19 protein-coding genes are annotated in these 16,498 nt (G+C 73.1%); 12 read left to right on the top strand and 7 right to left on the bottom strand.

Going from position 1 to position 16,498, the window contains the following annotated elements:
• Positions 1-25 precede the first annotated feature (25 nt).
• Positions 26-1,801: a tetratricopeptide repeat protein gene (locus CKY47_RS08000; protein WP_306745032.1), complete on the top strand. Its 1,776-nt coding sequence runs from the start codon at positions 26-28 to the stop codon at positions 1,799-1,801.
• 487 nt (positions 1,802-2,288) lie between these two features.
• On the opposite strand, the gene CKY47_RS08005 is transcribed toward CKY47_RS08000, so the two are convergent.
• A complete protein-coding gene (locus CKY47_RS08005; RefSeq protein ID WP_306745033.1) occupies positions 2,289-2,786 on the bottom strand; it encodes a DinB family protein in 498 nt (165 codons plus the stop codon).
• Between the two features lie 590 nt (positions 2,787-3,376).
• Between CKY47_RS08005 and CKY47_RS08010 the strand changes: the two genes are divergently transcribed.
• Positions 3,377-3,946, top strand: coding sequence for a GNAT family N-acetyltransferase (locus tag CKY47_RS08010; protein ID WP_306745034.1), 570 nt, complete (start codon positions 3,377-3,379; stop codon positions 3,944-3,946).
• Here CKY47_RS08010 and CKY47_RS08015 read toward each other — a convergent pair.
• Both CKY47_RS08015 and CKY47_RS08020 read right to left on the bottom strand, forming a co-directional pair.
• Positions 3,939-4,382 (bottom strand): hypothetical protein, encoded by a 444-nt coding sequence (locus CKY47_RS08015; RefSeq protein ID WP_306745035.1) that lies wholly within the window; start codon positions 4,380-4,382, stop codon positions 3,939-3,941. The genes CKY47_RS08010 and CKY47_RS08015 overlap by 8 nt on opposite strands.
• A 202-nt stretch (positions 4,383-4,584) precedes the next feature.
• Positions 4,585-5,604, bottom strand: coding sequence for a glycoside hydrolase family 113 protein (locus CKY47_RS08020; protein WP_306745536.1), 1,020 nt, complete (start codon positions 5,602-5,604; stop codon positions 4,585-4,587).
• Positions 5,605-5,706: 102 nt separating this feature from the next.
• Between CKY47_RS08020 and CKY47_RS08025 the strand changes: the two genes are divergently transcribed.
• Complete coding sequence (locus CKY47_RS08025) at positions 5,707-6,357, top strand: TetR/AcrR family transcriptional regulator (protein ID WP_306745036.1); 651 nt, start codon at positions 5,707-5,709, stop codon at positions 6,355-6,357.
• A gap of 102 nt (positions 6,358-6,459) precedes the next feature.
• On the opposite strand, the gene rpmF is transcribed toward CKY47_RS08025, so the two are convergent.
• From rpmF to mrf, 3 genes are read right to left on the bottom strand one after another with little or no spacing between them, the layout of a single operon-like run.
• Positions 6,460-6,621 carry a 50S ribosomal protein L32 gene (gene rpmF, locus CKY47_RS08030; protein WP_306745037.1) on the bottom strand — a complete coding sequence of 54 codons (162 nt, stop codon included), beginning with the start codon at positions 6,619-6,621 and terminating at the stop codon, positions 6,460-6,462.
• A gap of 1 nt (position 6,622) precedes the next feature.
• Positions 6,623-6,874 (bottom strand): type B 50S ribosomal protein L31, encoded by a 252-nt coding sequence (locus CKY47_RS08035; RefSeq protein ID WP_306745038.1) that lies wholly within the window; start codon positions 6,872-6,874, stop codon positions 6,623-6,625.
• Positions 6,871-7,965 carry a ribosome hibernation factor-recruiting GTPase MRF gene (gene mrf / locus CKY47_RS08040; RefSeq protein ID WP_306745039.1) on the bottom strand — a complete coding sequence of 365 codons (1,095 nt, stop codon included), beginning with the start codon at positions 7,963-7,965 and terminating at the stop codon, positions 6,871-6,873. The genes CKY47_RS08035 and mrf overlap by 4 nt, the downstream gene beginning before the upstream one ends.
• Positions 7,966-8,001: 36 nt before the next feature.
• Between mrf and rpmB the strand changes: the two genes are divergently transcribed.
• The 5 genes from rpmB (at position 8,002) to CKY47_RS08065 (ending at position 11,496) form a co-directional block, all read left to right on the top strand.
• Positions 8,002-8,253: a 50S ribosomal protein L28 gene (rpmB, locus tag CKY47_RS08045; protein WP_306745040.1), complete on the top strand. Its 252-nt coding sequence runs from the start codon at positions 8,002-8,004 to the stop codon at positions 8,251-8,253.
• Positions 8,253-8,420: a 50S ribosomal protein L33 gene (gene rpmG, locus CKY47_RS08050; protein ID WP_053715063.1), complete on the top strand. Its 168-nt coding sequence runs from the start codon at positions 8,253-8,255 to the stop codon at positions 8,418-8,420. Before rpmB ends, rpmG begins: the two co-directional genes overlap by 1 nt.
• Entirely contained in the window at positions 8,420-8,716 is a 297-nt protein-coding gene (gene rpsN / locus CKY47_RS08055; protein ID WP_306745041.1) for a 30S ribosomal protein S14, read from the top strand. The genes rpmG and rpsN overlap by 1 nt, the downstream gene beginning before the upstream one ends.
• A 9-nt stretch (positions 8,717-8,725) precedes the next feature.
• Complete coding sequence (gene rpsR, locus CKY47_RS08060; protein WP_306745042.1) at positions 8,726-8,959, top strand: 30S ribosomal protein S18; 234 nt, start codon at positions 8,726-8,728, stop codon at positions 8,957-8,959.
• 479 nt (positions 8,960-9,438) lie between these two features.
• On the top strand, positions 9,439-11,496 hold the full coding sequence (locus tag CKY47_RS08065) for a PQQ-dependent sugar dehydrogenase (RefSeq protein ID WP_371320647.1): 2,058 nt from the start codon (positions 9,439-9,441) through the stop codon (positions 11,494-11,496).
• A gap of 45 nt (positions 11,497-11,541) precedes the next feature.
• On the opposite strand, the gene CKY47_RS08070 is transcribed toward CKY47_RS08065, so the two are convergent.
• Positions 11,542-12,168: a VanZ family protein gene (locus CKY47_RS08070; protein WP_306745044.1), complete on the bottom strand. Its 627-nt coding sequence runs from the start codon at positions 12,166-12,168 to the stop codon at positions 11,542-11,544.
• A gap of 322 nt (positions 12,169-12,490) precedes the next feature.
• Between CKY47_RS08070 and CKY47_RS08075 the strand changes: the two genes are divergently transcribed.
• The 4 genes from CKY47_RS08075 to CKY47_RS08090 are packed head-to-tail and all read left to right on the top strand — an operon-like array spanning position 12,491 to position 16,453.
• Positions 12,491-13,540 carry an iron-siderophore ABC transporter substrate-binding protein gene (locus tag CKY47_RS08075; RefSeq protein WP_306745045.1) on the top strand — a complete coding sequence of 350 codons (1,050 nt, stop codon included), beginning with the start codon at positions 12,491-12,493 and terminating at the stop codon, positions 13,538-13,540.
• The gene (locus CKY47_RS08080; protein WP_306745046.1) at positions 13,537-14,580 is read left to right on the top strand and encodes a FecCD family ABC transporter permease; all 1,044 of its coding nucleotides are present in this window, start codon (positions 13,537-13,539) and stop codon (positions 14,578-14,580) included. Before CKY47_RS08075 ends, CKY47_RS08080 begins: the two co-directional genes overlap by 4 nt.
• Positions 14,577-15,626 carry a FecCD family ABC transporter permease gene (locus CKY47_RS08085; RefSeq protein WP_306745047.1) on the top strand — a complete coding sequence of 350 codons (1,050 nt, stop codon included), beginning with the start codon at positions 14,577-14,579 and terminating at the stop codon, positions 15,624-15,626. Before CKY47_RS08080 ends, CKY47_RS08085 begins: the two co-directional genes overlap by 4 nt.
• A complete protein-coding gene (locus tag CKY47_RS08090) occupies positions 15,623-16,453 on the top strand; it encodes an ABC transporter ATP-binding protein (RefSeq protein ID WP_306745048.1) in 831 nt (276 codons plus the stop codon). Before CKY47_RS08085 ends, CKY47_RS08090 begins: the two co-directional genes overlap by 4 nt.
• The last annotated feature ends 45 nt before the right edge of the window (positions 16,454-16,498 follow it).

Consider the following 16,498-nt stretch of genomic DNA (forward strand, 5'->3'; position numbering starts at 1 on the left):
CACCGGTGGAAGCCCCCCCCCGGCGGTGCGCGGGTTCCTCGACGCGATGGGTGCGGTCCCGGACAGGCTCCCGGCGGACGTGGACGCCCAGGCCGCGCTGTTCCGCAGCCTGGTCGCGGAACGCAGGATGTTGATCCTCCTGGACAACGCCGCCTCCACCGACCAGGTAGCTCTCCTGCTGCCCGGTGGCGGGGCCTGCACGGTGCTGGTCACCAGCCGACGCCGGCTCACGGGACTGCTCGCACGGCACGGCGCCCACCCGCTGCACCTGGACGCCCTGCCCGGGGCCGAGTCGCACGACCTGCTGAGCGCGTCGGCGGGCGCACGGCGGGCGGCGGAGGACGGCCGGGCGGTCGCCGACCTGGTCGGGCTGTGCGGCGGGCTTCCGCCGGCGCTGGGTGTGGTGGGCGCCTTCGCCCGCAGCCACCCGCGGCTCCCGTTGGCGGACATCGTCACCGAACTGCGCGAAGCGGGTCCGGACGCCTTGCACGGCGGGGACCGCACCGCGAGTCCCACGACGGTGCTGTCCTGGTCGGTGCACCACCTCACCGGCCCGCAGTGCCGCCTGTTCGCGCTGCTCGGCATCGCACCCGGCCCCGACATCGGACTCGCCGCCGCGGTCTGCCTGACCGGCTGGTCCCCGGAGCGGACGCGTGCGGAACTCAACGCCCTGGAGGACGTGTCCCTCGTGGACCGTCTCCCGGGTGGGCGGTACTCGATGCACGACCTGATCCGCGACCACGCCGCGGCCACTGCCGGACGAAGACTGCCCCGCGCTGCGCGGGAGGTCGCGCTGCGCCGTGTTCTCGCGTTCTACACGCGCACCGCGCACGAAGCGGACCGGTTGATCAACCCCCATCGCCCTCACGTCGAACCGGAACCGGGCGTGGTGGCGCTCCACCCGTCGGGTGCCGCGACCGCCGCGGCGTGGCTCGACCTCGAACACGGCAACCTGCCGGCGGTGCAGCGGACCGCTGCCGAGCAGGACCTGCACCGGGTGGTCCGGCACCTCGCTTGGGTCCTGAACGACCACCACCGCCGACGGGGGCACCAGTACGCGGAACCGGCCACGTGGCGGCTCGCGGTGACCGCTGCGGAACACCTGCCCGAACCCGTGGCACGCTCCCGCGCCCACCGCTTCCTGGGACGCGCCTGCAACGTGCTGGGGCACTACGACCACGCGGCCGAGCACCTGGAGCGGGCGCTGGAACTGGCCGGAGGCATGCCCGTCCAGCAGGCTCACATCCATCGCGAGCTCGCACGGACCTGGGCCAGGCGGGGAGACGACCGCCGCGCGTTGGAGCACGCGGTTCGGGCTTCCGACCTGTTCCGCGTCCACGGTGAGCAGTTCTGGCTGGCCCGCGCCCTCAACCAGACGGGCTGGTACCACGCGGGACTGGGCGAACTCGACGCGGCGCGAGCCCACTGCGGAACGGCGCTGCGCCTCACCCGGGAGCACCACGACGTCGACGGCGAGGTGGACACGCTCGACAGCCTGGGCTACATCGCCCACCGCGCGGGCCACTGGAGGGAAGCCGTGGACCACTACCACCGCGCCTTGGCCCTGTCCCGCGCACGTGGCGACACCTGGCAGACGACACTGACCCTGGACCGGTCGGGCGACCCGCTCGTGGCGCTGGGCCGACCCGACCAGGCCGCGTCCGCGTGGCGGGAAGCGGTGGCGCTGTACCGGCACCAGGGCCGCCACACCGACGCCGACCGCGTGCAGCGCCGGCTCGACGACCTGGACGCCGAACCCGGGATCGCCCCGGTCGAAGACGCCGGCGAGCCCCGGCACTGATGCGCGGACCCCGCCCTGCCGCCCCACCAGTGGCTCATCGGCGGAAGCGCGCGTCCCCGGCGGCGGGTACGCGGCACGTGCAGGTGCGCGACGCGCGGTCCCCATCCGTCGCGCCGCCCCGCGTGGTGGTGTTGCCACTGGCACCAACTCGTCGGAAGCCCGGTCGGCTGGGATCGTGGACGGCACCGCCATTCGGCTCGCGATGTGGCCGATCGTCACCGCACCAGCCGACCACCCCGACCCGATGACGGCCGACGGGAGCCAGGCCGCGACGACCACACTCCGCGGGCGGCGCGGTGATCGCGTCGGCCGCCCCGGTGAGCCGGGTCGGCGCCTACGACCGGGTGCGTCGAGTGCTGGTCGGCGGCGTTCAAGGCGCCGGACCGGCACTCGTCCTGTACGTCCTCGGCCGGCACGTCGCCCGTGGGCGTGGCGGATCGGAGATCCGCACACGGGCGCGGAAGGACCTTCCGGCGGACGCGGCGCGCTACTCGTCGAGGAGCTGCTCGCGCAGGATGTCCGCGTGTCCGCAGTGCCGGGCGAGTTCGCGCAGCACGTGGAGGTACACCCAGCGCAGCGGGAGCGGTCCGCGTCGGTTGCCGTGGACCAGGTCGTCCAGTCCCAGCGATGACGTCGCGCGGCGGGACGCCTCGCAGGCCGCGCGATGTGCTCGCCGGACGGTGGCGATGGTGTCGGCGTCGTCGAGGACGAACGACTCGTCCGGTGTCGCGGGAATGCCGATCTCGGCGCGCGGGCGGCAGGTCACGGCTTCGTCGAACCAGACCTTCTCGACGAAGGCCGCGTGCTTCACCAGGCCCAGCAGCGTGGTCCGGGAGGACACCAGCGATCGGCGGGCCTGCTCCTCGGTCAGCCCGTCCAGGCAGCGGTCGAGCGCGCCGCGGTGCTCGTCGAGGAACGCCTCGAACTGGACTCGCAGTGGCTGGTCGACTACGGCCTCGGCGGACGCCGCCGGATCGGTGGACATGTGCGAAGCCTCCCAGACCGTCGTCCCGGGACGACGAGCGCGTGTGGGGTGGAATCGGCTGTGGGGCGGAATCGGCTTCGTGGTCGAGGACGGCGTGCGGGCGATGGCGTGGACCGGTCTCGGGGTCACGCTGTCCATGACGCCGTCGGCCGTCTCCTTCTGGCGCGGGTCGGCCGTCGACAGGAAGGCCGAGCGACGGGTGCACGCGGTGGGGCTGCCCGCCACCGCGGGGATCGTCGCGGTGGCCAGGGCCTCGGTGGGAGGGACTCCGGGGTCGAGTCGACCCTGCGCGTCGGCGGCGCGGGCGCCGCGCCGTTCGTGGGCCGCGCGACGTGCTCGGCCGAGGACGACCTGGTCGTCGGCACGGTGCTGCGGGCACTGGTGGACCCGCGGACAACGCGTTCACCGGCGTCGGGCGGGCGGTCCGGGGCGCGATCGTGATCCGCGACCGTGCCACCCACGAGGAATCGCCGACGTCCTGCGCGGACGTCCGCGGTCCTGTCCTCCGCGAGGCGGTGCGAAGCGCGGGACGCGGGACCGGCGAGCGTGGCGTCACCGGGTTGCCGCACGACGTGGGATACGTTTCCGCCATGACCGAACCCGGCCCCGCCGCCTGGCCGGCTGACCCGATCAGGACCGAGCGGCTCGTGCTCCGCCAGTCCGAGGCCCGGGACCGCGCGGCGCTCGTCGAACTGTTCGCCTCACCGGAGGTGGGCACCTACATCGGTGGTGCCCGCCCCCGCGACGAACTCGAGCGCACGATGCCCGAGGTGCCCGGCCGGCGCCCCGGCTTCTTCGTGGTCGACCTCGACGGGGCGGTGATCGGCATCGTCACGTTCGACCGGCGCGCCCCGGAGCGTCCCGGTCCCTCCCGCCCGGACGCCGGGGAGGCCTGGCTCGGCTACCTGCTCCTGCCGGAGGCGTGGGGGCGCGGGTACGCCGCCGAGGCGTGCGCGGCGGCGCTCGGCTGGTTCGCCGGCGCGTTCCCCGGCGAGCAGGTGGCGCTCTGCACCCGGACCGCCAACGACCGCGCGATGCGCCTCGCGGCGAAGCTGGGGTTCACCGAGGTCGAGAGGTTCGAGGCGTACGGCGCCGAGCAGTGGTTCGGCGTGCGGTCCCCGGTCACCCCGTCCGGTCGGGTCCGCGCCGCCGTCAGTTGAACGGGTTGTCGTAGAATGCGCTGCGCGTGACCGTCTTCGTCCTATTGGTCGCGCCGTCGTAGTACAGGCCTTCCAAGGTCAACTGGACGTTGTGCACCGTTCCGCCGTACGGGAAATCACGAGCGATGACGCCGGATTGGTAGACGTGCTCGTGCGACGAGCCGTTCACGTCGATGCGGACTTTGCTGTCGACGTAGCTCGACTGCCGTTCCACCGTGACGTCCAACCGGAAGAGCGAGTTGCCGTTGTCGAACCGGACGGTGCCGGTCATGCGTCCCACCTGCGTCTCCGCCCCGGTGGACGAGTAGCCGCGAAGCTGGATGTCCACGGGTTGACCGGCATCGAGGGCGGCCTGCGCGGGAACCGCGGCCACTGTGGCGGACAACAGCGCGGCACCGAGGACTCCGGCCAGGCGTAACAGCACCTTCGACGTCATCGTTCCACTCCTGGGGTGACGGAAAACGGAATCTCGGCACTCACTTTCGCACGGGGACCGGGATTTGGCAGTAAGCCGAACGGACGCGGGACGAACGTCCCCGAAACGAAATTCTTGCGCCGGTCCGACCGTACGGGCGGTGATCCGGTCGACGGACGGTGGACGGCGGCGCGGGTGAGCCGAGCCGCCCGCCCTGCCCCGGTCAGCCGCGGTAGTGGTCGGCCAGTGCGGTGAAGGCGGCCTTGGGTTCCCAGGGCACGTCGGGGTAGGTATCGCCGTTGCGACCTTCGAGCACCTTGACGACGCCGAGGCTGGCGAGGTCGAGGTCACGGCGTGGGTCGTCGGGGCGGTGCGGGTGGCTGTAGAGCGCGAAGAGGTACGCGAAGGCGCTGTCCACGCCTTCGGCGTCGAAGATGTCGAGCAATTCGCGCAGGTAGCGGGCCTGACCGGCCTCGTCGCGGACGTAGTCGCCCCTCACCCGGACCGGGCGACCGGCCTCGTCGTGCTCGACGATCTCCATGCTGCGCGGCGCCACGTCGCCCGAGCCGCGCCAGGTCGCGGTGCCGAAACCGGTGATCGCGACCGGTTTCCCCTGTGCCACGAGGGTTCGCACGGCTTCCCGGTACCGGTCGGCGACCTCGGCGGAGCGGATGAGTTCGACCGAGACGATGTCGAAGCGCGTCCAGTCGACCCGCTCGAACGGGATGCAGGCGTAGGTGATCCTGCCCCGGAAGCGCTCGCGGACCGCGGCGACGGCCTCGCGGAGGAAGTCGTCGAGGCGGGCGCTCGCCTCGACGATCCGCTCGGCCAGACCCTCGGGGCGGCTCAGGAGCAGGTCGACCCGCTGCGCCAGGTCGTCGCCGGGGAGGAAGCCCCGGTTCATGATGCTCAGCTCGACGCCGGTGACGAACACGACGTCGGCTCCCGCCTCCCGGAGCCCTTCCGCCCGCCGCGCGCAGTCGGCGAACAACGACAGGGCCTGCGTGGTCGTCAGGTCGATCGGGTAGGGCGAGAACCAGACCTCCAGCCCGAGTTCGGCGGCGTGGCGCGCCGCCAGTTCCAGCCGCTCCGGATCGCCGCCCACGACGTGCACGGCGTTGCAGTGCAGGTCGTCCCGGATGATGGCCAGCTCCCGCCGAACCAAGCGGGGTTCGAAGCTTTCGCGGGAGATCCGGCCGTCGACCACGAAGCCGGTGTCGTACGCGATGCCCTTGGCACGCATGGGTCCGCCCTTCCTGTCGGGATGCGAGGGCGCCGAGGCTAGACCGAAAAAGTGCGTGCACGCAAGTTTGCGTGCACGCACATCGGTTGGCATGCTGGGGCGGTGAGGACAGGGCGGACGGGGTTGCGCGAGCAGAAGAAGCAGGCCACCAGGAAGGCGTTGCGCGAGGCGGCCCTGCGGCTGGCTCTGACGCGCGGGCCGGAGAACGTGCGCGTCGACGACATCGCCGAAGCGGCCGGCGTCTCGCCGAGGACCTACAACAACTACTTCTCCAGCCGCGAACAGGCGATCGTCGCCGCCGTCACCGCCGAGCGGGAAGCACGGGTCGCCGCGGCGGTGACCGCACGCCCCGCCGACGTCGGGCTCGCCCGCGCCGTGGTCGACGCGATCGTGGAGCAGTACACCGACCCGGGAGAGCGGCACCGCGAAGCGCTGCTGCTGATCACCGCCCGTCCCGCGCTGCGCGACGTGTTCGTCGACACCGCCGGCGCGATCGAGGACCCCCTCGCCGACGCGATCACCCGACGCCTCGGCGACACCGACCCCCACACCCCTCGCGTGCTCGCGGCGAGCGTGGCCGCCGCGGTCCGCGTCGCGCTCCACCACTGGGTGCGAGCGGGGACCACCCCCGTGGCCGGCGGGCTCGTCGTGCCGTCCGGCTCGCTGCCCGACCTGCTCCGCGCCACGCTCGCACCGCTCGCGCCCGCGCTCGACGCGGCCGGGGCACGAGCACGACGACACCCGCCCCGGTAACCGCGACCCCGCGGACGCCCGAGCACGACACGGCCCCACCCACCGGGCGGGGCCGTGTCACGTCGGACCGGAGCGATCGGTCCCGCACCCCTCCGGGGTGGGTCAGAGCAGACCCCTGCGGTAGGCGGCGACGAGCCGTCGGGGCACGGTCAGCTTGCGGCCGTCCAGGGTGGTGACCGGGACCAGGTCGGGCACGTCGGCCTTCCACTGCGCACGGCGGTGGCGGGTGTTGCTGCGGGAGGTCCTGCGCTTGGGGACGGCCATGTCAGCGGTTCCTCGTCCCGTAGCGGCGGTTGAACTTCTCGACCCGGCCGGCGGTGTCCATCACCCGCTGGTTGCCGGTCCAGAAGGGGTGGGAGTCCGAGGTGACGTCCACGGTGATGAGCGGGTAGGTGTTGCCGTCCTCCCACTCGACGGTGCGGTCCGACGTGGCCGTGGACCGGGTCAGGAACGCCTTGCCCGTGGACTGGTCCCGGAAGACCACCGGGTGGTAGTCGGGGTGGATGCCCTGCTTCACGCTTCCTCCATCTCGTCGTGCCACTCGGCGAACGGGTCGGCGAACTCCAACTCGTCGGCGAGCGCCAGTTCTTCGTCGGTCACCAGCGCCTCGCGCAGTGCCGCCGTGATCTCCTCCGGTGACGCCGAGGCCGTGATGACGACCAGTTCCTGCGACCGGTCGCCGTGAACCGGGTCCCACGTCGCCGAGGCGGCGGCCCGGCGCTCGACCGGGAACCCCGACCAGTCGTCCACGGCGGCGAGCCACGGCCCGAGGTTGCCCACGCTCAGGCCGCCGCCCGCCGATTCCAGCCACAGGGCGGTGTCCGGTTGGCTGGCGACCCACACCCGGCCACGCGTGCGCACGACGCCGTCGAACAGGACGTCGAGCGCCTCGTGCAGGCGCATCGGGTGGAACGGGCGCCGTTCGACGAAGTGGACGACCGCCACGCCGTGCGCCGGTTCCAGCGGCGGCTGCCCGTGCAGCAGCGCCCCGAAGCCGTCGTCGAAGCGTCCCCTGCGCGCGTCGTCGGGCACGGCGGCCAGCAGTTCCGCCGCGTCGAGCGCGTGCCGGTCGCGGCGCGGCGCGCGGGGGTTGAGCCGGTCGAGCACGGCGTCGAGGACCGGGTCGGTCCCGACGCCGGTCAGCACCAGGGCGTCGGCGAACTCGGCCTGCCCCACGACGACCTGCGCCACCGTCCGGTCGTCGGCCTCGGCGGCGGCCAGGCCGCGGTCCGCCAGCGCGTCCTCACCCGTGGCGTCGGCCAGCCAGGCTGCGCGGTCCACCACGGTGACCACGGCCTCCACCCGCACGTCGACCTCGCGCAGGGCGAAGCAGACGGCTTCCGGCTCCAGCGCGGGGTCCAGGTGGACCACCACCCGGCCGCCGAGCCGCTCCAGCAGGGGCAGCAGGTCCAGCCGCAGGGTGCAGGAGACGCAGCCGTGCGCGAGTTCCAGCACGGTCAGCTCGCCGTCCACCCACCGGCGCACCACGCCACCGGCGAGGTCGCGCAGGTCGTGGCGCACGAGAACCGATCCGGGGCAGGCGCGCCAGAGCTCCTCCGCCACGTCGTGGTCCGCCAGGCCGGCCACCAGTACGACTTCTGTCCGCATGTGGGCTAGCCTAACGGAAACGATTGTCGTTTCGAAATGGAGGCTGGTGTGTCCTCACGGCACTGCCAGGTCACCGGGCGCAAACCCGGCTTCGGCAAGCAGGTCTCGCACAGCAACCGGCGCACGTCCCGCCGCTGGCTGCCCAACACGCAGCGCCGGAGGTACTGGCTGCCCTCGGAGAACCGGTTCGTCGTGCTCACGGTGTCCACCAAGGGCATCAAGACCGTGGACCGGCGCGGCGTCGAGTCCGTGGTCGCCGAGCTGCGCCGCCAGGGGGTGAAGGTCTGATGGCCAAGTCCACCGACGTCCGACCCATCATCAAGATGCGGTCCACCGCGGGCACCGGGTACACCTACGTCACCCGCAAGAACCGCCGCAACGACCCCGACCGGCTCGTGCTGCGGAAGTTCGACCCCGTCGTGCGCCGCCACGTCGACTTCAAGGAGGAGCGCTGATGGCCAAGAAGTCCAAGATCGCCAAGGACCGGCAGCGGCGCGAGGTCGTCGCCCGCCACGCCGAGCGGCGGCGCGAGCTGAAGGAGCTCATCCGGCTCGACCCGGACCGCCGCGACGAGGCGCTGGCCGCGCTCCAGCGGCTGCCGCGCGACGCCAGTCCCACGAGGCTGCGCAACCGCGACGCCGTGGACGGCCGCCCCCGGGCCTTCAACCGCGCGTTCGGCCTGTCCCGCATCCGACTCCGCGAAATGGCGCACCGCGGCGAGCTGCCCGGCGTCAGCAAGTCCAGCTGGTAGGAGGAGACCGTGCCCCGCCCCGAACGCCCCGCCAAGCGCCGCGCCAACCTGCTGCACAAGGAGGGCATCGCCGACGTGGACTGGAAGGACACCGCGCTGCTGCGGAAGTTCATCTCCGACCGCGGCAAGATCCGCTCCCGCCGCGTCACCGGCCTGACCCCGCAGCAACAGCGCCAGGTCGCCACCGCCATCAAGAACGCCCGCGAGATGGCCCTGCTCCCCTACCCCAGCCAAGGGCGTTGACCGACCGGGTGTGCTCCGCGGGCCGAGCGGAGCACACCCGCCCCTCCCGGAAAGGCCACGTGGGCGGTCCACGCGACCGCACGGGAATACGGAGTGTTATCGCTAACTGGGCGGTGGTACCCGCCCAGCGGTCTTGTCGGTGGCGGAAAACGTGCGCTACCGTCCCCTGGGAGCGCTCCCAGTCGCGCCGACCCGGCATCCGGCACCGAGCACCACCATCCTGTCCGCAAGGAGGCGGAGCATGGTTTCGCCGGCACGGACAGAGCCCGCGTCGCACCCGTTCCGCCCTGGGCGGCCACCTCCACGGATGACCACCGGTCTGCGCGACCCGGCGCACCTCCGCCGCCGCCGACGACACAGGAAACGAATTGTTTGTTAGCGATAACAAGTCAATTCGCCCTGCATTGCGTGAGAGGACAACCATGCGAAAACCCTCCGCGACCAGGAGGAGCACCGTGGCCCGCCGGCGACTCGGAGCGGTGTTCGCCGTGGCGCTGTCGGGTCTCGGTGTCGTGGTCCCGGCACCCGTCGCGTCGGCCGCCACCGTGGACACCAACGCCTCCTACGTGCTGGTCAACCGCAACAGCGGCAAGGTGCTGGACGTGTACGGGCGCGCCACGAACGACGGCGCGCGGATCTCGCAGTACACCCGCAACGACGGGGCGTGGCAGCAGTGGCAGTTCGTCGACTCGGGCGGCGGCTACTACCGGCTGAGGTCGCGCCACAGCGGCAAGGTGCTGGACTTCCCCTCCACCGCCGACCGCACCGGCCTGGTGCAGAACACCGACGCCAACCGCACGAGCCAGCAGTTCCGCCTCGCCGACTCCGACGGCGGCCACGTGCGCCTGCTCAACCGCGCCGGCGGCAAGGCGGTCGACGTGCTCGACTCCTCCACCGCCGACGGGGCGCGGATCGTCCAGTGGCCCGACACCGGCGGCACCAACCAGCAGTGGCGACTGGTCCGGCTCGGCGCCGACACCACGCCGCCGACCGCGCCCGCCGCCCCCCGGACCTCGAACCTCACCTGCTCCTCGGTGACGCTGTCGTGGTCCGCCTCGACCGACGACGTCGGCGTGGCGTTCTACGACGTCTACCACGACGGGCAGCTCATGACCTCGGTGCCGGGCACGGCGCGGTCGGTCGACCTGACCGTCGTGCCGGGGGCCACCTGGGGGCTGTACGTCAACGCGCGCGACGCGGCCGGCAACGTCTCCCAGGCCGGCCCCACGGTCACCATCACCGTGCCGCAGTGCCAGGCCGACACCGTGCCGCCGACCACCCCCACCGGCGTGACGGCGACCGCGTCGGGCACCACGGTCGCGGTGCGCTGGTCGCCGGCCACCGACAACGTCGGCGTCACGGGCTACGAAATCCTGCGCGACGGCACCCAGGTCGGCTCCACCACCGGCGCGGCGACCACCTCGTTCACCGACAGCGGCCTGGCCGCGAACACCCGCTACGAGTACCGGGTGCGGGCGCGCGACGCGCAGGCCAACCGCTCCACCCCGAGCGCCCCCGTCACGGTCACCACGGGCGCCGCCTGCGCCACGGCGCTGTGCTCGATCACCAGGGTCGCCACCGACACCGACCTGCCCTGGGGCCTGGCCACCCTGCCCGACGGGCAGGTGCTCTACGGCCGCCGCGACGCCTTCGACATCGTCCGCCTCGACCCCGCGACCGGGGCGAAGACCAGCCTCGGACGCGTGCCGGGCGTGGCGGGGACCGACGGCGAGGGCGGTGTCCTGGGCATCGCCGTGGCGGCCGACTTCACGGCCGACCCGTGGGTGTACGTCATGCACACCAGCCCGACCGACAACCGGGTGGTGCGCATCCGCTACACCGGCGGCGTGCTCACGGGCACCCCGCAGGTGCTGCTCACCGGCATCCCGCGCAACAAGTACCACAACGGCGGCCGGCTGCGGTTCGGTCCGGACGGCAAGCTCTACGTCGCCACCGGCGACGGTCAGAACGGCACCTGGGCCCAGGACCTCGACAACCTCGCCGGCAAGGTCCTGCGCGTCAACCGCGACGGCACGGTCCCCGGCGACAACCCGTTCGGCACCCCGGTGTGGAGCTACGGCCACCGCAACCCCCAGGGCCTCGCCTTCGACTCGCGGGGCAGGCTGTGGGAGCAGGAGTTCGGCAACTCCGTCATGGACGAGACCAACCTGATCGTCCGGGGCGGCAACTACGGCTGGCCCGCCTGCGAGGGCACCACCGGGCGCTGCGACGAACCCGGCTTCATCGCACCCGAGCGCACCTACCCCGTCGCCGAGGCCTCGTGCAGCGGCATCGCCGTGGTCCGCGACGCCCTCTACCTCGCCTGCCTGCGCGGGGCACGGCTGTACCGGGCGGAGATCACCGACGACGGCCTGGGCGACGTCCAGCAGTACCTCAACGGCACCTACGGGCGGCTGCGCACCGCGGAACCGTCCGCCGACGGCGGCTTGTGGCTGACCACCAGCACCCGCGGCGACAAGGACAGCGTCGCGAACAACAGCAACGAGAGCATCCTCAAGGTCGAGCTCGGGCGGTGAGCCGGCCGCGGGGCGGGTGTTCCGCCCGCCCCGCGGTCCTCCCGATCACGGCGGGGCGTCGTCGCGGACCCGGGTGCGCCACCAGTGGCGCGACGCCAGCGCGGCCAAGACGGCGCCGGCGGCGTTGACCAGCACGTCGTCCACCGAGGACACCCGGTCGAGCCGCAGCGCGTACTGCGCGGTCTCGACCAGGACCGAGCACCCCGCCCCGAGTGCCAGGACCCGCGGCGCGGAGGCGAGCGCCGCGAACCGGATCGGGGCGAAGAACCCCAGCGCCGCGAAGACCAGCAGGTTGCCGCCGATCCCGAGCGGTCCCATCGTGAGCAGGTCCCGCAGCGGGACCAGGCTCACCCGGCCGGGGACGGCGCCGGCCCCCGGCCCCGGCATCATGGTCATCCACACGAACGGCACCGTCCCGTGGACCATGCCCACCTCGGCCAGCGACAGCCGCCACGCCGACGCGACGCCCGCGGCGCGGCGGCGGCGCGCCAGGGCCCACGCCACCAGCGCGGCCGGCGGCAGCGAGACCAGCGTCATGAGCACCACGCCGTTCTCCGTGTCGAAGCAGCCGTGCCACCGCCCGGCGAAGCACCTCGGAGCGGACATCAGGAGCGGCCGCCGCACGGCGAACGCCGCCCCCGCCAGGCCGAGGACCGCCAGGCCGACGAGCACGACCCGGCGCGTGTGGCGGGACGCTGCCGAGGGGGAAGGACTCCGGTTCACGCCCCCATTGAGGACCGGGCGCGGTTGCGGGGGCGTATGCGGTCGCGGATACGCCCGCGATACGCGGAATCCCCGGTCGCCGGGCGGCCGGCCCCGCGTCCGTCGAACGGGGTCCAGATCACACCGGGCGGATCTTCCGGGGCCATCGGCCGCCAGTTAGGTTAGGCCAGGCTAAACACACTTCGGGGTTCCGAACCGGGTCCCGCGCCCCCGAGGCGCTCCGTGTGCGGCACCGGCACCGGTGCCTTGCCTCGATGAAAGGGGTTGTCCCGTGCGCTCACGCCGCCTGCGGGTCGGGGCCGTCGCCGTCGCCTCCGCCGCCGTGATGGTCCTCGGCGCCTGTTCGTCCACGAGCGGGACCGGCGGTGACGAGGCCGCACCCGGTCCGTCCGCCGCCGCCGGGGACTCGTTCCCGGTCACCGTCGAGCACGCGCTCGGGTCGACCACGATCCCCGGGAAGCCCGAGCGGATCGCCACCGTCGCGTGGGCCAACCACGAGGTGCCGCTCGCGCTGGGCATCGTGCCGGTGGGGATGGCCAAGGCCAACTTCGGCGACGACGACACCGACGGCATGCTGCCCTGGGTGTCCGAGAAGCTCCAGGAGCTGAAGGCCCCGACGCCGGTGCTGTTCGACGAGACCGACGGCATCGACTTCGAGGCGGTGGCCGACACCAAGCCCGACGTCATCCTGGCCCCGTACTCCGGCCTCACGCAGGAGGACTACACCACGCTGAGCGCGATCGCCCCCGTGGTGGCCTACCCGAAGACGGCGTGGGCGACGCCGTGGCGCGACAGCATCAGGCTGAGCAGCAAGGCGATCGGCCGGTCCGCCGACGGCGACAAGCTGATCTCCGACATCGAGAAGCGGATCGACGACGTCAAGGCGAAGTACCCGCAGCTCCAGGGCAAGTCGACGATGTTCATGACGCACTTCGACACCACGGACCTCAGCCAGGTCGGCTTCTACACCACGCACGACACCCGCGCGATGTTCTTCGAGGACCTCGGCCTGACCACGCCGGGCAGCATCGCCCGGGCGTCGGCGGCCACCGACAAGTTCTCGCTGCGGCAGAGCACGGAGCAGATCGACGCGTTCGACGACGTGGACATCGTCGTCGGGTACGGCGACGAGGAGGTGGGCCGCGCCCTGGCCGCCAACCCGCTGCTGTCCAAGATGCGCGCGGTCGCCAACGGCTCGGTCGTGATGCTGTCCGGCTCCGGCCCCGCCGGCACGGCCGCCAACCCGACGCCCATGTCGGTGTCGTGGGTGCTGGACCAGTACGCCGGCCAGCTCGCGGCCGCCGCAGACAAGGTCAAGTGACCGCGACGACCGACCGGACGACCCCGGGTGCCGCCACCGCGCGGCACCCGGGGCGTGTCCGGGCGTCGTGGCTGCTGGTCGTGCTGGCCGCCCTGTTCGCGGCCATGATCGCCTCGGTGGTGCTCGGCGCGCGCGACGTCTCGGCGTCCGACGTCCTCGCGGGCGTGCGCGGCGCGCAGGACACCCTCGCCCGGGCCGCCGTCGCGCAGCGCGTCCCCCGCACGCTCCTGGCCGCGCTGGTCGGGGCGGCGCTGGGCCTGGCCGGGGCGGTCATGCAGGGCGTGACCCGCAACCCGCTGGCCGATCCCGGCATCCTCGGCGTGAACATGGGCGCCTCGCTGGCCGTGGTGACCGGCATGGTCTCGTTCGGGCTGGCCAACCCCACCTCCCACGTGTGGGTGGCCATCCTCGGCGCGGCGGTGGCCGCGGTGTTCGTCTACGCCGTCGGGTCGCTGGGCCGCGGCGGCCCCACACCGCTCAAGCTCGCCCTCGCGGGCGCGGTCACCTCGGCCGCGCTGGTGTCGCTGATCAGCGCGGTGGTGCTGGCGCGCGGCGACATCGCGTCCACCTTCCGGTCCTGGCAGGTCGGCGGCGTCGGCGGCGGCTCCTTCGACCGGATCACGCAGGTGCTGCCGTTCCTGGTCGTCGGCGCGGTCGTGTGCGTGGTCACCGCGCGCGGGTTGAACTCCTTGGCGCTGGGCGACGACCTGGCCGCCGGGCTCGGCGAGCGGGTCGCGCTCATCCGCCTCGGCGCCTCGGCCGGCGCGGTCGTGCTGTGCGGCGCGGCGACCGCGGCGGCGGGCCCCATCGGGTTCGTCGGCCTGGTCGTGCCGCACCTGTGCCGGCTGCTGGTCGGGGTGGACCACCGCCGACTGCTGCCGTTCTCCGCCCTGGGCGGCGCGGTGCTGCTGACCACCGCCGACGTCGTCGGCCGCCTCGTGGCCCGGCCGGAGGAGATCGACGTCGGCATCATCACCGCGCTCGTCGGGGCGCCGTTCTTCATCTGGATCGTCCGCCGGCAGAAGGTCCGCGCGCTGTGAACGCCACTCCCCCCGCCCCCTCGACCGTCGACCTCGTGGTCCGGACGAGGGTCCGCCAGGCCCGGCGCCGCCGCGCCGTGATCGCGGTGCTCGCGACGCTCGTCCTGGTGGCCATGGCGGTGTCGCTCATGGTCGGCCAGCGGTTCTACCCGCCGGGTGACGTGCTCGCCGTGATCCTCGGGGAGCAGGTGCCCGGCGCGTCGTTCACGGTCGGGCGCCTGCGGTTGCCGCGCACGGTGCTGGCGGCGCTCGTCGGGCTCGCCTTCGGCCTCGGTGGCGTGACCTTCCAGAGCATGTTGCGCAACCCGCTGGCCAGCCCGGACGTCATCGGCGTCAGCGCGGGCGCCAGCGCCGCCGCCGCGTTCGCGATCGTCACGCTCTCGCTGTCCGGCGCCGTCGTCGAGGTGGCCGCCATCGTCGCGGGGCTCGGCGTCGCGCTGCTGATCTACCTGCTCTCCTACCGGGACGGGGTCGCCGGCACCCGGCTGATCCTGATCGGCATCGGCATCGCCGCGGTGCTGGACAGCGTGATCAACTGGGTGCTCAGCGGTGCCGGCCAGTGGGACCTCCAGCAGGCGTTGCGGTGGCTCACCGGCAGCCTCAACGGCGCCGCCTGGTCGGACGTCGTGCCGGTCCTGTGCGCCGTGGTCGTCCTCGCCCCGCTGCTGCTGGCCCAGACCCGGCGGCTGGCCGCCATGCAGCTCGGCGACGACGCGGCCTCGGCGCTCGGCGTGCGCCTCGACGTCACCCGGATCGTCGTGATCGTCTGCGCGGTCGGGCTGATCTCGTTCGCGACGGCGGCCACCGGGCCGATCGCGTTCGTCGCGTTCCTGTCCGGGCCGATCGCCGCCAGGCTGGTGGGGCCGAGCGGGTCGCTGATGCTCCCGGCGGCGCTGGTCGGCGCGCTGCTGGTGCTCGTGGGCGATTTCGCCGGCCAGTTCCTGCTGGGCGCGCGGTACCCCGTCGGCGTCGTCACCGGCGTGCTCGGTGCGCCGTACCTGATCTACCTCATCATCCGCACCAACCGCGCCGGAGGCTCGCTGTGACCACCACCCACACGCTCGCGGTGGAGGAGTTGACCATCGGCTACGGCGACCGGGCGGTCATCACCTCGCTGGACCTGGTGGTGCCGCCCGGCGGGATCACGGTGATCGTCGGCGCGAACGCCTGCGGCAAGTCGACGCTGCTGCGCTCGATGTCCCGGCTGCTCGCGCCGAAGTCCGGCCGCGTGCTGCTCGACGGCAAGCTCGTGCACCGCATGCCCGCCAAGGAACTGGCCCGCACGATGGGCCTGCTGCCCCAGTCCCCGCTGGCCCCGGAGGGCATCACGGTCACCGAGCTCGTCGGCCGGGGCCGCCACCCGCACCAGGGCGTCCTGTCGCGCTGGAGCAAGGAGGACGACGAGGCCGTGGCGGCGGCGCTGGAGGCGACCGCGACGGTGGACCTGGCCGACCGGGCCGTCGACGAGCTGTCCGGCGGTCAGCGGCAGCGGGTGTGGATCGCGATGGTGCTGGCGCAGCGGACCGACCTGCTGCTGCTGGACGAGCCCACGACGTTCCTGGACGTGAGTCACCAGATCGAGGTGCTGGACCTGCTGACCGACCTCAACCGGTCGCGCGGCACGACCATCGTCATGGTGCTGCACGACCTCAACCTGGCGGCGCGCTACGCGGACCACCTCATCGCGCTGGCCGGCGGTGGTCTGCACGCGGCGGGGACGGCCGAGGAGGTCCTCACCGCCGAGGGCGTGCGCGCCGCCTTCGGGCTCGACTGCCGGGTCATCGTCGACCCCGTGTCCGGCAAACCGCTCGTGCTCCCGATGGGCAAGCACCACACCCGTGTCACCGCCGACGGCCCGGAACCGGCGCGGTGACGCCTGGTCCGGGTAGTGTCGGAGGAGGTGCGACGAGCCGAACCG

This window comes from Saccharothrix longispora (assembly GCF_030852425.1).
GTDB classification, from domain to species: Bacteria; Actinomycetota; Actinomycetes; order Mycobacteriales; family Pseudonocardiaceae; genus Actinosynnema; species Actinosynnema longispora.

Excerpts from the sequence above, each read along its gene's own strand:
- CKY47_RS08005 (WP_306745033.1), bottom strand. The coding sequence starts at position 2,786 with ATGTCCACCGATCCGGCGGCGTCCGCCGAGGCCGTAGTCGACCAGCCA.
- rpsN (WP_306745041.1), top strand. The coding sequence starts at position 8,420 with ATGGCCAAGAAGTCCAAGATCGCCAAGGACCGGCAGCGGCGCGAGGTC.
- rpmF (WP_306745037.1), bottom strand. The coding sequence starts at position 6,621 with ATGGCCGTCCCCAAGCGCAGGACCTCCCGCAGCAACACCCGCCACCGC.
- rpmG (WP_053715063.1), top strand. The coding sequence starts at position 8,253 with ATGGCCAAGTCCACCGACGTCCGACCCATCATCAAGATGCGGTCCACC.
- mrf (WP_306745039.1), bottom strand. The coding sequence starts at position 7,965 with ATGCGGACAGAAGTCGTACTGGTGGCCGGCCTGGCGGACCACGACGTG.
- CKY47_RS08020 (WP_306745536.1), bottom strand. The coding sequence starts at position 5,604 with ATGCGTGCCAAGGGCATCGCGTACGACACCGGCTTCGTGGTCGACGGC.
- rpmB (WP_306745040.1), top strand. The coding sequence starts at position 8,002 with ATGGAGGCTGGTGTGTCCTCACGGCACTGCCAGGTCACCGGGCGCAAA.
- CKY47_RS08010 (WP_306745034.1), top strand. The coding sequence starts at position 3,377 with ATGACCGAACCCGGCCCCGCCGCCTGGCCGGCTGACCCGATCAGGACC.
- CKY47_RS08015 (WP_306745035.1), bottom strand. The coding sequence starts at position 4,382 with ATGACGTCGAAGGTGCTGTTACGCCTGGCCGGAGTCCTCGGTGCCGCG.